We start from the raw sequence: 14,877 nt of genomic DNA, 5'->3' as shown, positions 1-14,877 counted from the left end.
CGCTCCGAATCCGATTGGCGATGCGTGCTCCAAGAAGAGCCTCTGCTACAACGTCGTGGAGTCTGATGTTCGCGACCGCGTGATGGGCACTCACGCGTCGGGGTCGTGTGGCGAGCATTCGCTCCACCGATTGGCGGGCTCGCTTCGCATACTAGCGCGTTCGGCGCGCCTTGCGGACATCGATCGGAGACGGAGGTGCCGCCGCCGCAGGAAGGTGAAGTCCTAAACTTGCTGGAAATTCAGGGAGGGGTGCATCCTTTGCTGAGGAATCAAAAACCCATGCCGGTTGGCGCCGGCACCAGCAAGGAGGCACCCCATGACGACGAGAGTACGCGCATCGATGCGCACCCGCCAATCCCTTTCCGACCTGATTGAAGGGCGTCTTTCCACACCGGCGGGGCGTTCGGAGCTGATGAAGCTTGCGACCCGCCTGATTTGGAGGAAGCACTGGAGGGGGAGAGCCGGGATGCGGTCGGGCGAGACTATTACGAGCACGGAGCCGAGGCCGGCCAGGGTTACCGCAACGGCGTGCGCAGCGGGCGCCTGAAGACGGCGGAAGGCTTTGTGGAATACTCTGCCCCGCAGGTGGCGGGCCGGGACGCGCCGTTTCGCTCCGAGATCCGCGATCATCTGAAAGGCCGCACCGAGGCGCTCGAGGACCTGGCGGTGGAACTGCTGGCGCGCGGCCTTTCGGTGCGCGACATCGAGGACGCCTTCAAGGACGAGAGCGGTCGGCTGCTGTTGTCGAAGACGGCGGTCAGCGAGATCGGCGAGCGGCTGTGGGCGGACTATCAGGAGTTCGCCACGCGCGACCTTGGCGAATACGAGATCGCCTATCTGTTCATCGACGGCATTGCCGAACGCATCCGCCCCGGTCAGCGGCGCGAGCCGGTGCTGGCGGCCTGGGGCTTCACGGCCTCCGGCGCCAAGGTGCTGCTGCATCTGATGGCCGGCTCCAAGGAGGACGCCGAGACAGTGAGCGCCTTCTTCCAGGACATGCGCGGCCGCGGGCTCGGCGATCCGCTGCTTGTCGTGTCTGACGGGGCGGGCGGCATCATCAAGGCGATCGAGACCTGCTTCCCGCGCTCGGAGCGTCAGCGCTGTCTTGCGCATCGAATGCGCAATCTCGTCGCCAAGGTGCCGGAAGACAGCTGGCCGGAGTTCGCCTGGTAGGCGGCGGTGGCGCGGGCGTCGCCGACGTGCTCACGACATGGGACGAAGGGCACAAGCCGCGACTTGTCGAACTGTCCTGCCGAATCGTTCAGCACTCCCTCGACCAGATTGACGTCCTCCCGATCGCCCGGACAGCGAGTGCCCGTAGCTGCGATCAATCCGAATAGACTTAGGGTACGTCATTTGGCGCAAACCCTTTGCCGGCGGCGGGCCAGTGCCCGTCGCCCAACGGTCCCGTCGATCTCCACATCACAACAGATATAGGACTTGGCGCGATTGAGGGGTGCCAAGATTCCTGGGGGGTCAAGTCCGGGAACTGCTGGATAAATTCTGGCGGGTCTCCTTTGCCGGCGCTTTGTTTTCGAGGCCGTTTCGGGCCTCGTATTCCTGATCGAGCTGCTGCCTGACGGCTACCATCTGGCGGCGCTCGAAGTCGGTGATCCTGATCGCCCGCCACCGCTCGGCAGCGCGGATCATCGCGCCGAACATCAGCTTGAGGACCGGCTTTTCGCCAAACGCGTTGGGGATGATCTTGAGCCGGCGCCGCTCCTCGACGAATAGGCGCTCGAGTAGGTTGGTCGTGCGGATCGCGCGGCGGTGGGTGATCGGCATCCTCAGGTGGGCGATACAGGCCTCGAAGTCGTGCCGCAGGTACACTTTTCCGCGCGTTGGGCGAGCGAAGGCAAGCCTAGAGGATTTGACTCATGGTCCATGAAGCAGGCGATCGCGCTCGGCAATTCCGCCTCGTAATCTTTCACCACTCCGGCGGCCAGGTCGCGCGCAATGGCCCGCGAGGGCGTAACTTCCGCACGATCACCTGGAAAGGGAAATCGCAATGGAGACCACGGCGACAAGCTCAACAAATAGCTCTTGCGCCGGTGTGTGGAAGCCAAAGGTTGCCGATTCTTCCTAGGCGTGCGGAAATGGCGTGATCGACCAAGCGATTAAATCGACGGCACTCTGCAGTATCGCCTCTGTCTGAGCACGGTTGGGCGAAGCGGCGATGACATGGCCGATCGAGTCTCGGTAATCGCCTTTTCTGACGATCGGCGTCTGGGGTTTAACATAAAATTTGACCTCAGCGACACCTGGTATAGCAGCCGCCCGACTCTCGGCGCTGATAGAATCAAGAATGCCGTCGCGATCAGGAAGTAAGAACCGCGTGGCGGCAACGTGTGAGTGCCTTTTCCGCAAATTGCATTCGTCGCCGACCACAAGCTTGATGTGCTCGGTGACTAGATCGACGCCGTAAGCCAGCCGCACCAATTTAGGACAGGTCGCACCCGAAAGACGCGGATTGACCTCAATGACTACTGGGCCCCGCTTCGTCAACCGGAGTTCGATGTTGGTTGGCCCCCAGCTAAGGCCCAGAGCGGGCAAGCAGCTCAGCGCAGCATCCGCGATACTCTTATACTCATTATCTGTTAGCGGGGCCGGATGGGTAGCCCCGCGAAAGACAAAATGCGGTGGTGGCCCGAAATCTGCGGCTTCAATCCCCACGACCTCATTTCCCATTAAGTCGGCGCTATAGAATGGACCTTGGGCAAATTCTTCGACCAGTATTCGCGGCGAGGACCATAGGTGCTTCTCGCCCAACAGATAGGTTGTATGTTCGGCCACCTCATCGACGTTGCGGCACAATCGGACACCGCTGCTGCCACTGCCTGCAGCTGGCTTAAGAATCACGGGCAGGCCGATGTCGAAGGTAGCGCTTTCTACTTCCGCCCAATTCACTGCGAGGCGATAAGCCGGTATTGGAACGCCGGCCTTTGCGAGGAGCTGACGTTGAGTGAATTTGTCGCAACACCGTTCAATGGACTCGGGGTTTGGTCCCGGTAAATCGAATCCTTGGCAGAGTTTGGCGATTCTCGCATAGAGCGACTCGTCGAGAGCTGTAAAGCCAGTAATACCTGCAATGTCATAGGAGCCGCGCAGGCCAGAACATTCGTGGCTCAACGCGTCGAGACTATCAGTGTCGACACGGATTGCCTCAAGCTTTTCCGCCCTGAGATAATCGTACTGAGCCGGATCAGTCGACAGGGTAATTGGCTGGAGGCCAAGGTCCTGTATCGCTTGTATGTATAGCGGACCGTTGCCCCTATGACCTTCAACCAGAATTAGCACGCTCTTTGCCATTGGCTTCAACCTTAATTCGAACTCTGTGGCGATCCGAGCCCAAATTGGCACGGGATTTGGCTGTGTCTGCCAGTTGAATTGCGCGGAACGTAACACTATTAGCGAGCTGTGGTGGCGAAGATTTTATAAAGTTGTTTGAAGAATTTGTTTCTCCGATAGGTTAGATAGAACGGCGCTTGTATAAATGGAAATGGATGCATTGCGGCCAAAGCGCCAGGCATCGGCGTGTTTTTCGCCGCTATATAGGAGCCGAGTTTGCCGCGATCATGACACTCGGTTGCAGCCACAGCCCTGAAGATGCCGCTCAAACCGATCCGCGTATTCGTTTGCAATACGATGAAGGCGCGCGCCTGTGCACCGGTTACATCCACTGCCGAATGGCTGAATAGCTCGTCTGCGACATCGGCACGGTCCTTTCGGGTCGCCCATGAATGGGAAGGTGGCCCACATGGAGGGAATGTGTCCGAGGAAGAACTCGCGGCCGACACAGCGCGGCGATAGAATTCCCAGAAGCCGCCTTAGTCAGGTTGCTCCCCGAAGCTGTCCGTCGTGCGAGTATGATGAAAGTTTGGCGGTCACCTTGTCGAGAGGCGGGATTGGCGGCGGTAGGCTGCGCGTAGGATCTTGCCACGGTCTATTCGCCAAAACGCCGTAGCATCGAAGTCTTGACGGTTCGGGGGGCCGCGATGATGAGGCTCAACGAGTCGATCTGCATCGTCGCCGGGCTTATCGAAGTTGACGTCCTGGGCTCGCGGGGGTTGCCGGGCCTTGGCCGGCGACCTGCGGCCGGTGCGGGCGCCGGCTCTTCGGCTCGGGCGATCAGGGGTCGCTCCGTGCCGACGTTCTCAACCTTGCAGGACCGGCTGCCTAAGGAGCTGGCACTGGCCGGCATTGCTGATATCAGATCGCTAAACCACTTCGTCGTACGGACCTATCTGCCAACTCACCATGCCCGCTTCGCCAAGCCGGCTGCGGCTGAAGACACCTTTGTCGCCTCCGACCAGCAACAACTGTGCGGCGAGGAGGAGCGCGTCGTTGCCCCGCCATAACACGACGGCATCGCGCGGCTGCCATTGCAGTGCCGCAGAGCCCCACCCGACAACACTTCGTCAAAGGCACGGTCATGGATCAGGCGCCACCCGGATGGCACCTGGCGGTCTTCCACGCTCCCCGCTGCATTGCTCGATACACGCCCGACGGGGCAGAATCCAAGAACCTGCCGTAGCGGGCAAGCCGCGCGAACCGGATCAGTGTGAGTTGCTCGCCCGCCGCCTTGCCACGATTGCCAAACAAACCCGTGAAGCTGATCCGGCCTCGGACTGAGCTTCGGCTTGGACTGTCGCTCGTGTTAGTAGCAGTCCAGAGGATGTTGCGGACCGTGCCGCGCGACACATGCAGCTCGCGGCAAATCTGCTTGAGGGATCATCCTTGCACATGGAATGCGTGCCGAACTCGGCAATTGTGTCCACCAACTTCACCGCCAACATTCGCCAGGAAGCTGGTGGTCGCACATCGGGGGCAATTTTGCGCCGATTCAGAGTCCATGTCGGAGGCATGTTGGCATGGTCAGGTCAGGCCGAGCAGGTCCGAATCGAGCGGGCCTAACGGGTGCTGACAGGGACGCTTGATCATATTTCGAAGATTTCACGCGGCAGGCAAGAGAAGGTTTCCGCGCCACTGTCCGTAACGCGAAATGTTTCGCTGATCACATAACCGAAATCTTCGTCAATCCAGTTTCCGAGCATCAGGTGAAAAGTCATGTTCGTTTGTAGCACAGTCTCGTCATCTTCCTTCAGGCTAGCTGTCGGTTCCAGCCAATCGATTCCGATGGCGTAGCCGCATCGGGTTTCTTTGTCGAAGCCATGCCTTCTGAGCGTCTTGTTGAAGGCGGCAGCGATGTCCCCGCAAGTGACACCAGGCTTAACCGCGGCAAGCGCCGATTCCAAACCGGCAACTTCACCTTCATGAACTCGCCGCAGGCGGTCCGACGGCTTGCCGATTGAGAACGTGCGCATAAGCCCAGAAACGTACCCGTGACGAACACCGCCAAACTCAAGATTGATCTGGGACCCGTCGCGGAAAACATCTTCACTCCATTGAACGTGAGCCGTAGCCGAACGAGGTGAGGCACACAGGTAGAAGTCGGCTAAATCTGTCCCTGGCTTGCCATTGGCACCCCGGATGAGCGTCGAAATGATCTCTGCGGCAGCATCAGCCTCTCTTACTCCCGGTCGGATCACTTCCTTCGCTCGTAGCATTCCTGTATCTGTGATCGCCGCCGCTTCGCGCATCACGGCAATTTCGAGATCGGACTTAGCCAACCGAATCCAAGCGATTGCGTCGCTGAAACCCACAATAGAGGCAGGAGACATCCTAGTCTTGAATTTTTCGACAGTCTCAGACCGAAGGTACTTTGTCTCGATTCCTATCCGTCCTTTAGCAATGCTATTTTGATGCAGGAAGTCGATCATCGCATCAAAGCCATCGGTTTCCGGGTTGGCAATAAGTGCTTCTGGGTAGCCAATGACCCGACCGCTGTCGATAAACATCTGATGCATCGCCGCCGGCGCATCACAGCGGCGCGCAACGAACGTTGGCTCTTCCTCTGCCAAGGAAATTATCAGGCCCTGCGGGACGTATCCTGATTTGCAGGTGTATCCTGAAAGATAGGTGATGTCGGCCGAAGTGGTAACGATTAACGTATTAGTCTCGCGGCGTTCCATTTCCGCCTTAACTGCGGAGAGCCGTCGAAGGTATTCAGCCCGCGGGAACGCCTGGAACCCTTTTGGTATAGCCATTTGACTTTAACTCCTTTCTCAGATGTAGTTTCCAGTTGGGACGTGAGGCAAATGCTGGGCAACGATGCGCGCGCCAGCGTCTGCAAGGCAGGAAGGAACGTCAGCGCCGCCTTCCGCCGCACGATGCGAGCTGGCCGGAGCGGGTGGCCATGTCATCACCAAGTGCACTAGAAAGCACAAGCGTGCTCGGGCCGAGCCATCAATGCCGCATTTGGCCTCCGGAGATTGAAACCGTTGGCGCCAAAGCTCAGAGGCGCCGTTAGAATTCGCGATGCAAGCGCGTCGCAGCGGCCGCCGCAAAGGCGCAGCATGGCTATCTCCCGTCTCTCCGGCCCGATACGCGCCGCCCCAGCTCCAGTCCTCTCTGTCGCTCGCATCGAAGCCGCCCAGACGGAGCAGTAGCCCCCACTGGGAATCCGCCTTCATGTAGGCGAAAGGGATGGTCTGCGCCACAGTCCGCGCGGATTGCGGCCATCTTGCCAGACTGTAGAGGTACTGGCCGCGGCCTTGATCAGAGGGATCGCTGGCCGACTGGCTAGCGGTAAGAGCCCGCTCCCCCTCCACGTCTTGGGAGCATTCAAAGGTGGGGAGAGATTGATTGGGGGGCGTGTCCGGACAACCTGACGAATGATGTCGCAAAAGCCTTCCATCGGCTCGGAACGGCTCAGCTCTCGTCACGGCGACCGCATGTTCAGCGAGCGCGATCATTGGATGATTTCTCCTCAGTCCAGGCAGCAGCGCGTTTGCGATAGCCCTGCATGTGTTGTGCCAAATCAGAAAAAGTTCAGAACAATACAATCCCGCTGATCTAGCTGCGTCTCGTCTCCGACATCGTCGGAGGTCCGACAAAGAGTGCAACCGTAAGCGCCTTATTGCTCGCTGCGCGCTTGAAGGCGCTATTCGAGGAAGCCCCGTGCCGGTCCCATGATGAATCTCCGCACGCTCGTGTATAGGACCCTCTGGCGCCAACATTCTGCGCGAGATGATCGGGCTTCCGCCGAGCGGCTGGTGGGGAGGGAGGTGGGGGCGGCGACCGGCGCCGCCTCTTGGAGCTGTGGAACACGGCCGATAAGGCGCTGACAGCGTCGTTGAGCTTGCAAGTGGCGACGATGTAGGCCAGCAGCGCCCAATTTTCAGCGCCGACCTCATGACCGGCAAAAAGCGCATTTTTCTTGTAAGAGCGACCGCCCTGATGGCGTTCTCGACCGGGTTGGTGTCGAGCTCAAGCCGGCTTGGTCGTCGCTCGCGCAATCTATGTCGAGACGTCGCTTTCATTCCTCGGGCTTGGCGATCCGTTGCAGTCTTCTTGGGGCACTTTGCTGTCGCTCGCTTAGCGCGCCGGTGCCGCCAGTGTTGGAGCTTGGTGCCTCGGTGCACCCGGGGCGTGTGTGCTTTCGGTTCCCCTTAGCTTCGTCCTGGTTGGCAAATGCCCACGACGACACGTTCAACCCACGGCGGCGGGTTATCCCACGACAAACACCTTTCAGGAGAAGCCTCCGCTTCTGGAGGTCGACGGCTCTCTGTCGACTATGGGCTCAAGGGCGTTTCATCGCGTGCAATTGACAGCGTAAGCTTCACGCTTCGAGCTGGAGAGGCCGTTGGCCTCGTCGGAGAATCGGGCAGCAGGAAGACCACGACTGCAATGGCGATCGCGAGTCTGCTATCACCCAACGCGCGGGTCAGCAGCGGCGAGGTGCGTTATCGCGGTAACCGCCCGCCGATCGATGATGATGCGGCTATGCGGCCACATCGCTGGAGAGAAACATCCGTAGTCCTCCAGGACGCGATGAATGCGCTTAATTCTGTTCACCGCATCAGCCGTGTATGCTGAAGCTCGACATGTCGCGTATCGAAGCGACCGCGCGGCCAAGAGAGCTGCTCGAGCTCGTCGGTATTCCGACAGATCGCGGCGCTGTCTATCCGCACAAGTTGTCGGGCGGTATGCGTCAACGCGTGATGATTGCAATGGCGCTGGCATGTCGCCCCTCGATCGTCATTGGCGATGAGCCGACCACGGCTCTCGACGTCATTACTCAAGCTCAGATTCTCAAACTTCTGGGTGAGTTGCGATCGCAGCTTGACCGCGCCCTGATCTTGATCAACCACGATCTATCTGTGGGGCCCGAGGCTTGTGATCTGGTGATGATCATGTATTCCGGCCGCACCGTCGGGGACGGCACCGTCGCTGAAGTATTCGCCAGACCTAGGCATCCGTACACGCGCTTGCTGATCGAAACGATTCCGAACCCGGTGAACGGCAAAAAGATGATCCGGCCGATACCAGGTGATCCTCCCAACCTGGTGAATCGACCCCCAGGTGCGCCTTCCATCCGCGTTGCTCATCAGCCATGGGGGTTTGCGCGACCGAAGTCGCCAGCCTCGATCAGTTCGAGCGAGGACGCGTCGCCTGTCACCTCCACCGGTCGTCGTCGCAGGAAGAGAGGGGCGCAGTTCATGCCTGACACTGCCGGAATCCTACGTCTTGAGAGCCTAAAGGTCCATTTTCTATCCAGGGGGACTGTTTGACCGTGTCTTGGGCCGGCTTGCCGGCGCCGTGCGGGCGGTTGACGGCATCGACGTCGACCTCCGACGGGGTAAGGTCGTCGCCTTGGTCGGAGAATCGGGAAGCGGCAAGACGACGGTGGGCCGTGTCATCACCAAACTTGCCCAGCCGACGGGCGGCAAGCTATTATTCGATGGCCGCGACATGACGTGGGGGCAGGGCGCTTCGCGCTGCGTCCTTACCGGCATCGAGTGCAAATGATTTTCCAGGACGCTTATCAGGCGCTCAACCCGCGATAGTCTTCAATATTGTGGCGGAGCCATTGCGGTCACTGCGGTCACTGCGGCTGATCGACAACGCCACTCAACTCGCCGAGCAGATGAGTGAAGCGCTTGCGTCCGCAGGGCTCAATCCTCCCGATCTGAGCATTGGGGCGACAAGTTCCTGTTCCAAGTAGACGATGCTGGACCATACTGGCGGCTTGTGTGCGCTCCGACAAATGAGCCATCCCCGTCGTGCTAGGAGCAGGTTGTGCCGCATCGAGCGGGCTTGATCTCGAGGAGGTTCATGTCCTCGAGCAGCACCTGGTTGTCCTCTAGCGAGAAGGTCTTCGTCCCCGCCTCGTCTGCGCGACGGAAGCGGACGTGTTGGGCACGATCGCTCCTGACGAGCCGAGCTGAACTCTCAAAGTCGGCCTGTCGGCAGGTGGTCACTATTCGGTCGCACGGCATCCATTCCGCGGCTCGAACTTGATCTACTCGGTTAGCTCGTTCGTGACACCGGACACCGTCGTCGAGCTTGATCTCGCCGGCGACCGATCGGCAGTTTTGTACAAGACTCACGTCCCCGGTTGAATACGTCGCGACGGTCGTCATGGCAGAGGCCGAAGACGGGGTGCAGGTCCCAATCTCGTTGGTTGCGCGGCGCGATCGAACAGGCCCTGGCCCGGTGCTCTTGTATGTGTACGGCCGCTACGGAACATCGATGTGGCCTTCGTTCTTTGCCGGCGCAGCTGCATCTCGCCGCGAGATGATCACGATATAAACACTGCATTTGACGCATACAGCCGTGACAGACAATTGTGTCTGACGAAATCCGGAAACTGAGCGGCAGCTTCAAATGCCGATCGGAAGCGAACTGTTGCAAGCGGGCCCGATCAACGTAACAAACTATTGAGGTGAGATATGCCGACGATATCCCAAGCGATTCCTCTGACGGGTGTCCCATTCCCGCTATCTGAATACGAGCGCCGGCAACTCAAGGTACTGGAGGCAGTGGCGAGCGCCAAGCTAGACGCACTTGTGGTTAGTGCGCATGGCCATCTTCGATATCTCAGCGGGTATGATGGAAGCGGCGGATACTTCGCGCCGTTTCCTTTGATTCTGGTGCCGGGTCGGCCGCCGATATATGTCGTTCGAGAATACGACGAACACGCGGTTCGCGCGTATTGCTGCATTGACGAGATCGTTACTTATACCCATCAGCCCGATTTTGGGACAGTTTGCGCCGATGTCCTTCGCCGGCTTGGCCTGCAAAACAAGCGGGTCGGTTTTGAGCTTGCCTGCTGGAACCTCGCACCGGCTGATGTGGGTGCGATTCAGGCGCAACTTCCCGATTTGAAGATCTCTGATGCGAGTCGGCTGGTTTCTTCGGTCGCGGCGGTAAAGGGCGAGCTAGAACTCCAATGTATGCGCGACGCGATGCGTATGACCGACTTGGCGGTGCGAACGTTCCAAAGCTCCCTACGGGTGGGTGTTACCGAACTGGAAATGGTGGAGAAGATGGCGGCGGCGATCAATGCAGACGTCACCAACACTGGCGGTGAAGTTGGACTGGCTCCCGCAATGACGATTCTATTCGGGGAGCGGACGAAGTTGCCCCATGGCCCTGCAACGCATCATCCCATTGGTAATAACGAGCCGGCCTTTCTAGAAATCGGCGCATCAAAGCACGGGTACGCTGCCGGAATGGTCCGGTGCGCCGTGCTTGGGCGACATCAGGAGACAGAATCCCTGCATGCCTTGGCCGAGGAGGTCATCGAGACCCTCGTTGCCGCTATCAAGCCGGGTACCACCGCGGCCGCGGTGGACGCTGCGGGCCGCGAGGTGCTGAAGCGTTCTGGACGCAAGGGAGTTTTTCGCCAACGAACAGGATATCTAACCGGCATTCATTGGACTGAACGCGGGAATCTGAGCTTGGAGCCAGGCGTGGAAGATGTGCTTCAGCCCGGCATGACATTGCACATGCCAAATATTTTGCGCAGCGAAAATGGCTACTTAATTGGGGCCGGGGCCCAGGTCTTGGTGACCGAGCGTGGCGGGGAAGTACTGAGCAGCATACCATCCACGCTTCATCTCGCCTGACGTTTTACAAATCGCGTCAAAACGAATTGCTCACTACGGCTGGCCGGCCGAGAACGGCCGTCTGGCTTCTCAGGGCTGCGCGTAAGGTGAGCGAGAAGCTCGCTTCCTTCGGTATCAATCACATCGAGACGAGGATATCCGGCAGCGATCGGCACACACACGTGGGTTGAGGCGGAGGGGAGAACTTCGCTTACATCCTTGAGGCGCTGCCGAGTGCGTACAATTCGTATTGGTAACGGCCCGACTGCTTCCTTACACACACCCGGTGTATGACTTCAACGATGAAGCCCTGCCTTATGGCATCCGCTATTGGGTAAACCTCGTCGAAACGGCGCTAGCTGTTTGCGACTACGCCCATCGATTGAGGGCGAAAGAAAGGAACCCCGTCCAGTGGCGGGAACGATAGAGGAGAACATAAATGAGCCTTGACACCGAAATCACCACCGAGGACGATCCGCCTAACGCGCTCGCAGCCCGCACCGGGGAGGGCGGTGTGGACCATGTTCGCGATATCCAGGACTGGCTTGCGAGCAGCGCGCTCGCCGGGCTGGTCATCCCGTCGACCGATGGCTTTCTGAGCGAGTTCGCCCCCCCGGCTGAACGGCGGCTGCGCTGGGCAACGGGCTTCCGCGGATCGACGGGCGAGGCAGTCGTTCTGCGCCAGGCGGCGGCGCTGTTCCTTGACGGGCGCTATGCCCAACAGGGCCTTGGCGACACCCGCGGCGCGCCATTGTCGATTGAGCCCGCGGCGCTTGCCGCTCGCCGCGCCTGGCTCGGCAAAGCGCTTCCGAAAAACGCTCGCATCGGCCTTGATCCCCGGCTGCACTCGGCCGTCGACCGGGCCGAATGGCAGTCACTGGCGGACGAGCTCGGCTTCGGCCTGGAGGCCATTCCCGAGAGTCCTATCGACCGGCTGTGGGGCAAGGACATGCCGCCGACCTTTTCGCCGATGGCTTTCGATCATCCTCTGTCGCTTGCCGGCGCCTCGCATGCACAGAAATGCGGGACACTTGCCGAGCACCTGCGCGCACAGGGACTGGAGGCCTTGCTCGTCGCCGATCCGGAGGACGTCTCTTGGCTCCTCAATGTGCGCGCCGCTGACGCGGCACTGCAAACCGAGGTCGGCGACTGGCACATCGTGCCCGTCTGCCGCAGCCGGGCGCTGGTGGAGCGCGAGGGCAAAGTGACCTGGTTCGTGGACCGTCGTCAGCTTGCGCCGGCGCTGCTTGCCCGCGAAAAAGATGGGATCGCGATCACGCCGCCCGACAAGATCGGCGAGGTGCTCGCGGCGACCGCCCGGCGTGGCCCCGTCGGTGCCGACCTGCGCCGTACGCCGGCCGCGCTCGCCGCCGTGATCGAGGCCAATGGTATCATCCGGGCCGACGACACCGTCGCGCTTGGCCGCTGGCGCAAACATGCCGCCGAAATCGAGGCGGCACGGCGCGCGCATATCACCGACGCGGCCGCCGTGGTGCGTTTCATGGCATGGCTGGCGCGGACGGTGCCGGCGCAGAGTGTCACCGAATTTGAAGCGGCCGAACGGCTGGAAGCGCTGCGCCGCGAATGCCCGCAATACAAAGGACCGTCTATGCCCCTGATGTCGGCCTCCGGGCCGAGCGGGGCGCAGCCGCACTACGTGCCCCGGCGCGAGGATTGTCGCCGGCTCAACGACCATCCGATCTACTGGATGGATTCGGGCGGGCAATATCCCGGCGCCACTACCGACAACACGCTCACCCAGGCGCTCGGGCAGCCTGAGCCCAAACACGTGCTCGCCCATACGCTCGTGCTCAAAGGCTATGTGGCGCTGGCGACAGCGCGTTTTCCGGCGGGCATCCAAGGGCTGCGGCTCGACTGCATCGCCCGCCAAGCGCTGTGGCAGGAGGGTATGGACTACGACCACGGCACCGGGCACGGCGTCGGCGCCTTCCTCAACATTCATGAGGGCCCCTACATCGCGCCGAAAGCAAGCGTGGACTCGACGACACCCATCGAACTAGGCATGCTAATCACCAACGAGCCCGGCTATTACGCCGCTGACGATTTTGGTGTGCGCATCGAAAGCCACATGGTCGTGGTGGCCGCGCAGCTGGCGGGGTTTGCCGCCTTCGACACCATCTCGCGGCTGCCGATCGATCCAAAGCTCGTCGACTCTTCACGCCTCGACGCTGGCGAGCGCCGCTGGCTGGCTGGGTATCATAGGACCGTGCTTGCCGATGTAGGACCACTGCTCGATCCCATGTCGCTCGAATGGCTTGCAAGGGTGGCGGCCGCCTTCGCCGCTCTGGCCGACGGGCTGTGAGGGGGGCGCGATGATGTTGCAAGTCTGATAGCCCAAACCAATGGGAGCTGGCGAAGTCATCATCTGGGTTTAGGATCGCACGTGGTGCTGCACACTAGCGGTGGAATGAGTTACAATTGGTATAGGTGTTTTAAAGGTATTAACTGATCTATCCAGAAGAATTATTCAATATCTTTCTGTTTAACATCATAATACGTTGTAATAAATCCGTGCGTGTCGAGCACATGCTGCCAACGTCAGAAGGAGAAATACGTTGGCGCTCTGATACACAAGGGCCTGTTGAATAGATGTCTACCTATCGTCTTGGAGGAACACGAATGCAAAACTATATTGTTCACGGACAGTCGCGGTAACCCCTTTCTCTTTGTTCCACGTGAGGGCTGTGATGGGAGACTTGTAGCCACCGCTTCCTCGTGCCGAGCCACGGATCAGCAATACCCGAATGTCGTGTTCGACTTCCTCGGGTATCAGTTCCCACCGCGGCGCGTGGCGATCAAACAGCGAGATCAGTTCTTCTGTGGCTACACGCCTGCGGCCAGCCCAACGGCGCTGAAGTCGATGCGAGCCACGATCAAAAGCTTGAACATCCCGCGGCAGACGCCGGGGACGCTGGCTGAAATCGCCCAACAGCTCAATCCACTCCTTCGCGGATGGATAGCCTATTATGGCCGCTACAACCGTTCGGCCCTGTCCACTCTGGCTGATTACGTCAATCGGAAGCTCAGGGCGTGGATCACGCGTAAGTTCAAGCGCTTTCAGTCCCATAAGACGCATGCCAGCCTCTTCGTGAGAAAGCTGGCGCGGGAAAATCCAGGACTGTTTGTGCACCGGAAGGCGTTCGGAACGAATACGTTTGCCTGATGGGAGCGGTGTGAATCGAGATGTTCACGCACCGTTCTGCGAGAGGGCGGCAGGTGAAATCCCTCCGGCCTACTCACCCCTTGGATCAAGACGCATGGCCCCGCTAAGGGACAGGGCCTGGACGACTTTCTGCCCGTACGGCCAGGCGAACCCTGGCCTTCCTGGGCGTACTGCGCTGGGGACCGCAAAGTTCTTGTTCCAGATTTCAACGCAGTTTTGGCAAGTATGTCTCGACCCCTCCGGAACAGGCGGTGACCGAGCCCGCGCCACCCAAGGCGACCGCAATTGCGGCAACCGCAATCGAAAGAGGGGAGTGCCAAGGAAAGGGAGCATGCCGCGCATGCGACGCAGGAGACCCCTCGTCAGCCGATTTTGCGACAAGCTCCGTCTGAATGTGCTGTTGAAGATACCGGCGAAGACGGCGCCTGTCCCGAAGCCGGCCATCAGCGCGCCATAGGCGAGTGGTCCTCCGCCCAGCTGATCACGGACAACCAACGGCAGCAGCGCGAGAATGACGATGCTTGCCAGGCTAAAGAGGGTCCCACGCGCGATCACCGCCTTGATTTCGGAAGACATCGCCGTAAAGCGCAGCCCGTCATAGATCGCCGTCCTCATCGACTCGCCTGGAAGAGGCGAAGAGCGAACCTTGCGGCGCGGCGATCAGGGGATCTTCCGCATATTTGGTGCAGGGGCCGGGATTCACGGGCGGTGCGAATGAGTCCATAGAGTCGGAATCGCAGT

11 protein-coding genes and 5 pseudogenes are annotated in these 14,877 nt (G+C 60.0%); 10 read left to right on the top strand and 6 right to left on the bottom strand.

The features are described from left to right. Positions 1-316: 316 nt before the first annotated feature. Positions 317-1,164: pseudogene (locus AC0L3I_RS24115) on the top strand (IS256 family transposase); the annotation flags it as partial. A 312-nt stretch (positions 1,165-1,476) separates the two neighbouring features. On the opposite strand, the pseudogene AC0L3I_RS24110 reads toward AC0L3I_RS24115, so the two are convergent. From AC0L3I_RS24110 to AC0L3I_RS24100, 3 genes and pseudogenes are all read right to left on the bottom strand, one after another. Continuing rightward, a pseudogene (locus AC0L3I_RS24110) lies at positions 1,477-2,087 on the bottom strand (hypothetical protein); the annotation flags it as partial. Next, positions 2,083-3,309 (bottom strand): ATP-grasp domain-containing protein, encoded by a 1,227-nt coding sequence (locus tag AC0L3I_RS24105; protein ID WP_473528436.1) that lies wholly within the window; start codon positions 3,307-3,309, stop codon positions 2,083-2,085. The pseudogene AC0L3I_RS24110 and the gene AC0L3I_RS24105, both read right to left, overlap by 5 nt. Positions 3,310-3,407: 98 nt before the next feature. After that, a complete protein-coding gene (locus AC0L3I_RS24100; protein ID WP_473528435.1) occupies positions 3,408-3,680 on the bottom strand; it encodes a hypothetical protein in 273 nt (90 codons plus the stop codon). 315 nt (positions 3,681-3,995) lie between these two features. Here AC0L3I_RS24100 and AC0L3I_RS24095 point away from each other — a divergent pair, with 315 nt between their 5' ends. After that, positions 3,996-4,358, top strand: a complete 363-nt coding sequence (locus AC0L3I_RS24095) for a hypothetical protein (protein ID WP_473528434.1) — start codon at positions 3,996-3,998, stop codon at positions 4,356-4,358. A 579-nt stretch (positions 4,359-4,937) separates the two neighbouring features. Here the strand turns inward: AC0L3I_RS24095 and AC0L3I_RS24090 are convergent. Both AC0L3I_RS24090 and AC0L3I_RS24085 read right to left on the bottom strand, forming a co-directional pair. Then, on the bottom strand, positions 4,938-6,107 hold the full coding sequence (locus AC0L3I_RS24090) for a M24 family metallopeptidase (RefSeq protein WP_473528433.1): 1,170 nt from the start codon (positions 6,105-6,107) through the stop codon (positions 4,938-4,940). Between the two features lie 1,090 nt (positions 6,108-7,197). Continuing rightward, positions 7,198-7,337: pseudogene (locus tag AC0L3I_RS24085) on the bottom strand (IS66 family transposase); the annotation flags it as partial. Between AC0L3I_RS24085 and AC0L3I_RS24080 the strand changes: the two are divergent. The 8 genes and pseudogenes from AC0L3I_RS24080 to AC0L3I_RS24045 form a co-directional block, all read left to right on the top strand. Continuing rightward, a pseudogene (locus AC0L3I_RS24080) lies at positions 7,328-7,577 on the top strand (ABC transporter permease); the annotation flags it as partial. The pseudogenes AC0L3I_RS24085 and AC0L3I_RS24080 sit on opposite strands and share 10 nt — an antisense overlap. Continuing rightward, entirely contained in the window at positions 7,534-7,938 is a 405-nt protein-coding gene (locus tag AC0L3I_RS24075) for an ATP-binding cassette domain-containing protein (protein WP_473528432.1), read from the top strand. The pseudogene AC0L3I_RS24080 and the gene AC0L3I_RS24075, both read left to right, overlap by 44 nt. Beyond that, positions 7,932-8,633: an oligopeptide/dipeptide ABC transporter ATP-binding protein gene (locus AC0L3I_RS24070; protein ID WP_473528431.1), complete on the top strand. Its 702-nt coding sequence runs from the start codon at positions 7,932-7,934 to the stop codon at positions 8,631-8,633. The genes AC0L3I_RS24075 and AC0L3I_RS24070 overlap by 7 nt, the downstream gene beginning before the upstream one ends. A gap of 7 nt (positions 8,634-8,640) precedes the next feature. Continuing rightward, entirely contained in the window at positions 8,641-8,871 is a 231-nt protein-coding gene (locus AC0L3I_RS24065) for an ATP-binding cassette domain-containing protein (protein ID WP_473528430.1), read from the top strand. 434 nt (positions 8,872-9,305) lie between these two features. Beyond that, complete coding sequence (locus AC0L3I_RS24060; protein ID WP_473528530.1) at positions 9,306-9,464, top strand: hypothetical protein; 159 nt, start codon at positions 9,306-9,308, stop codon at positions 9,462-9,464. Between the two features lie 330 nt (positions 9,465-9,794). Further along, positions 9,795-10,973, top strand: a complete 1,179-nt coding sequence (locus AC0L3I_RS24055) for a M24 family metallopeptidase (RefSeq protein WP_473528429.1) — start codon at positions 9,795-9,797, stop codon at positions 10,971-10,973. Between the two features lie 418 nt (positions 10,974-11,391). Then, entirely contained in the window at positions 11,392-13,275 is a 1,884-nt protein-coding gene (locus AC0L3I_RS24050) for a M24 family metallopeptidase (protein ID WP_473528428.1), read from the top strand. Positions 13,276-13,722: 447 nt separating this feature from the next. Further along, the gene (locus tag AC0L3I_RS24045) at positions 13,723-14,136 is read left to right on the top strand and encodes a group II intron maturase-specific domain-containing protein (RefSeq protein ID WP_473528427.1); all 414 of its coding nucleotides are present in this window, start codon (positions 13,723-13,725) and stop codon (positions 14,134-14,136) included. A 238-nt stretch (positions 14,137-14,374) separates the two neighbouring features. Here the strand turns inward: AC0L3I_RS24045 and AC0L3I_RS24040 are convergent. Further along, a pseudogene (locus AC0L3I_RS24040) lies at positions 14,375-14,781 on the bottom strand (MFS transporter); the annotation flags it as partial. Positions 14,782-14,877: the final 96 nt, after the last annotated feature.

The sequence above is a fragment of the Mesorhizobium sp. WSM4840 genome, from assembly GCF_055811755.1.
The sequence above is the reverse complement of the archived record's forward strand: the minus strand, read 5'-3'. Positions and strand labels throughout refer to the sequence as shown.

Bases quoted from the DNA above. Each gene is read 5' to 3' on its own strand.
- AC0L3I_RS24105 (WP_473528436.1), bottom strand. From the start codon at position 3,309: ATGGCAAAGAGCGTGCTAATTCTGGTTGAAGGTCATAGGGGCAACGGT.
- AC0L3I_RS24095 (WP_473528434.1), top strand. From the start codon at position 3,996: ATGATGAGGCTCAACGAGTCGATCTGCATCGTCGCCGGGCTTATCGAA.
- AC0L3I_RS24090 (WP_473528433.1), bottom strand. From the start codon at position 6,107: ATGGCTATACCAAAAGGGTTCCAGGCGTTCCCGCGGGCTGAATACCTT.
- AC0L3I_RS24075 (WP_473528432.1), top strand. From the start codon at position 7,534: ATGCCCACGACGACACGTTCAACCCACGGCGGCGGGTTATCCCACGAC.
- AC0L3I_RS24070 (WP_473528431.1), top strand. From the start codon at position 7,932: ATGCTGAAGCTCGACATGTCGCGTATCGAAGCGACCGCGCGGCCAAGA.
- AC0L3I_RS24055 (WP_473528429.1), top strand. From the start codon at position 9,795: ATGCCGACGATATCCCAAGCGATTCCTCTGACGGGTGTCCCATTCCCG.
- AC0L3I_RS24050 (WP_473528428.1), top strand. From the start codon at position 11,392: ATGAGCCTTGACACCGAAATCACCACCGAGGACGATCCGCCTAACGCG.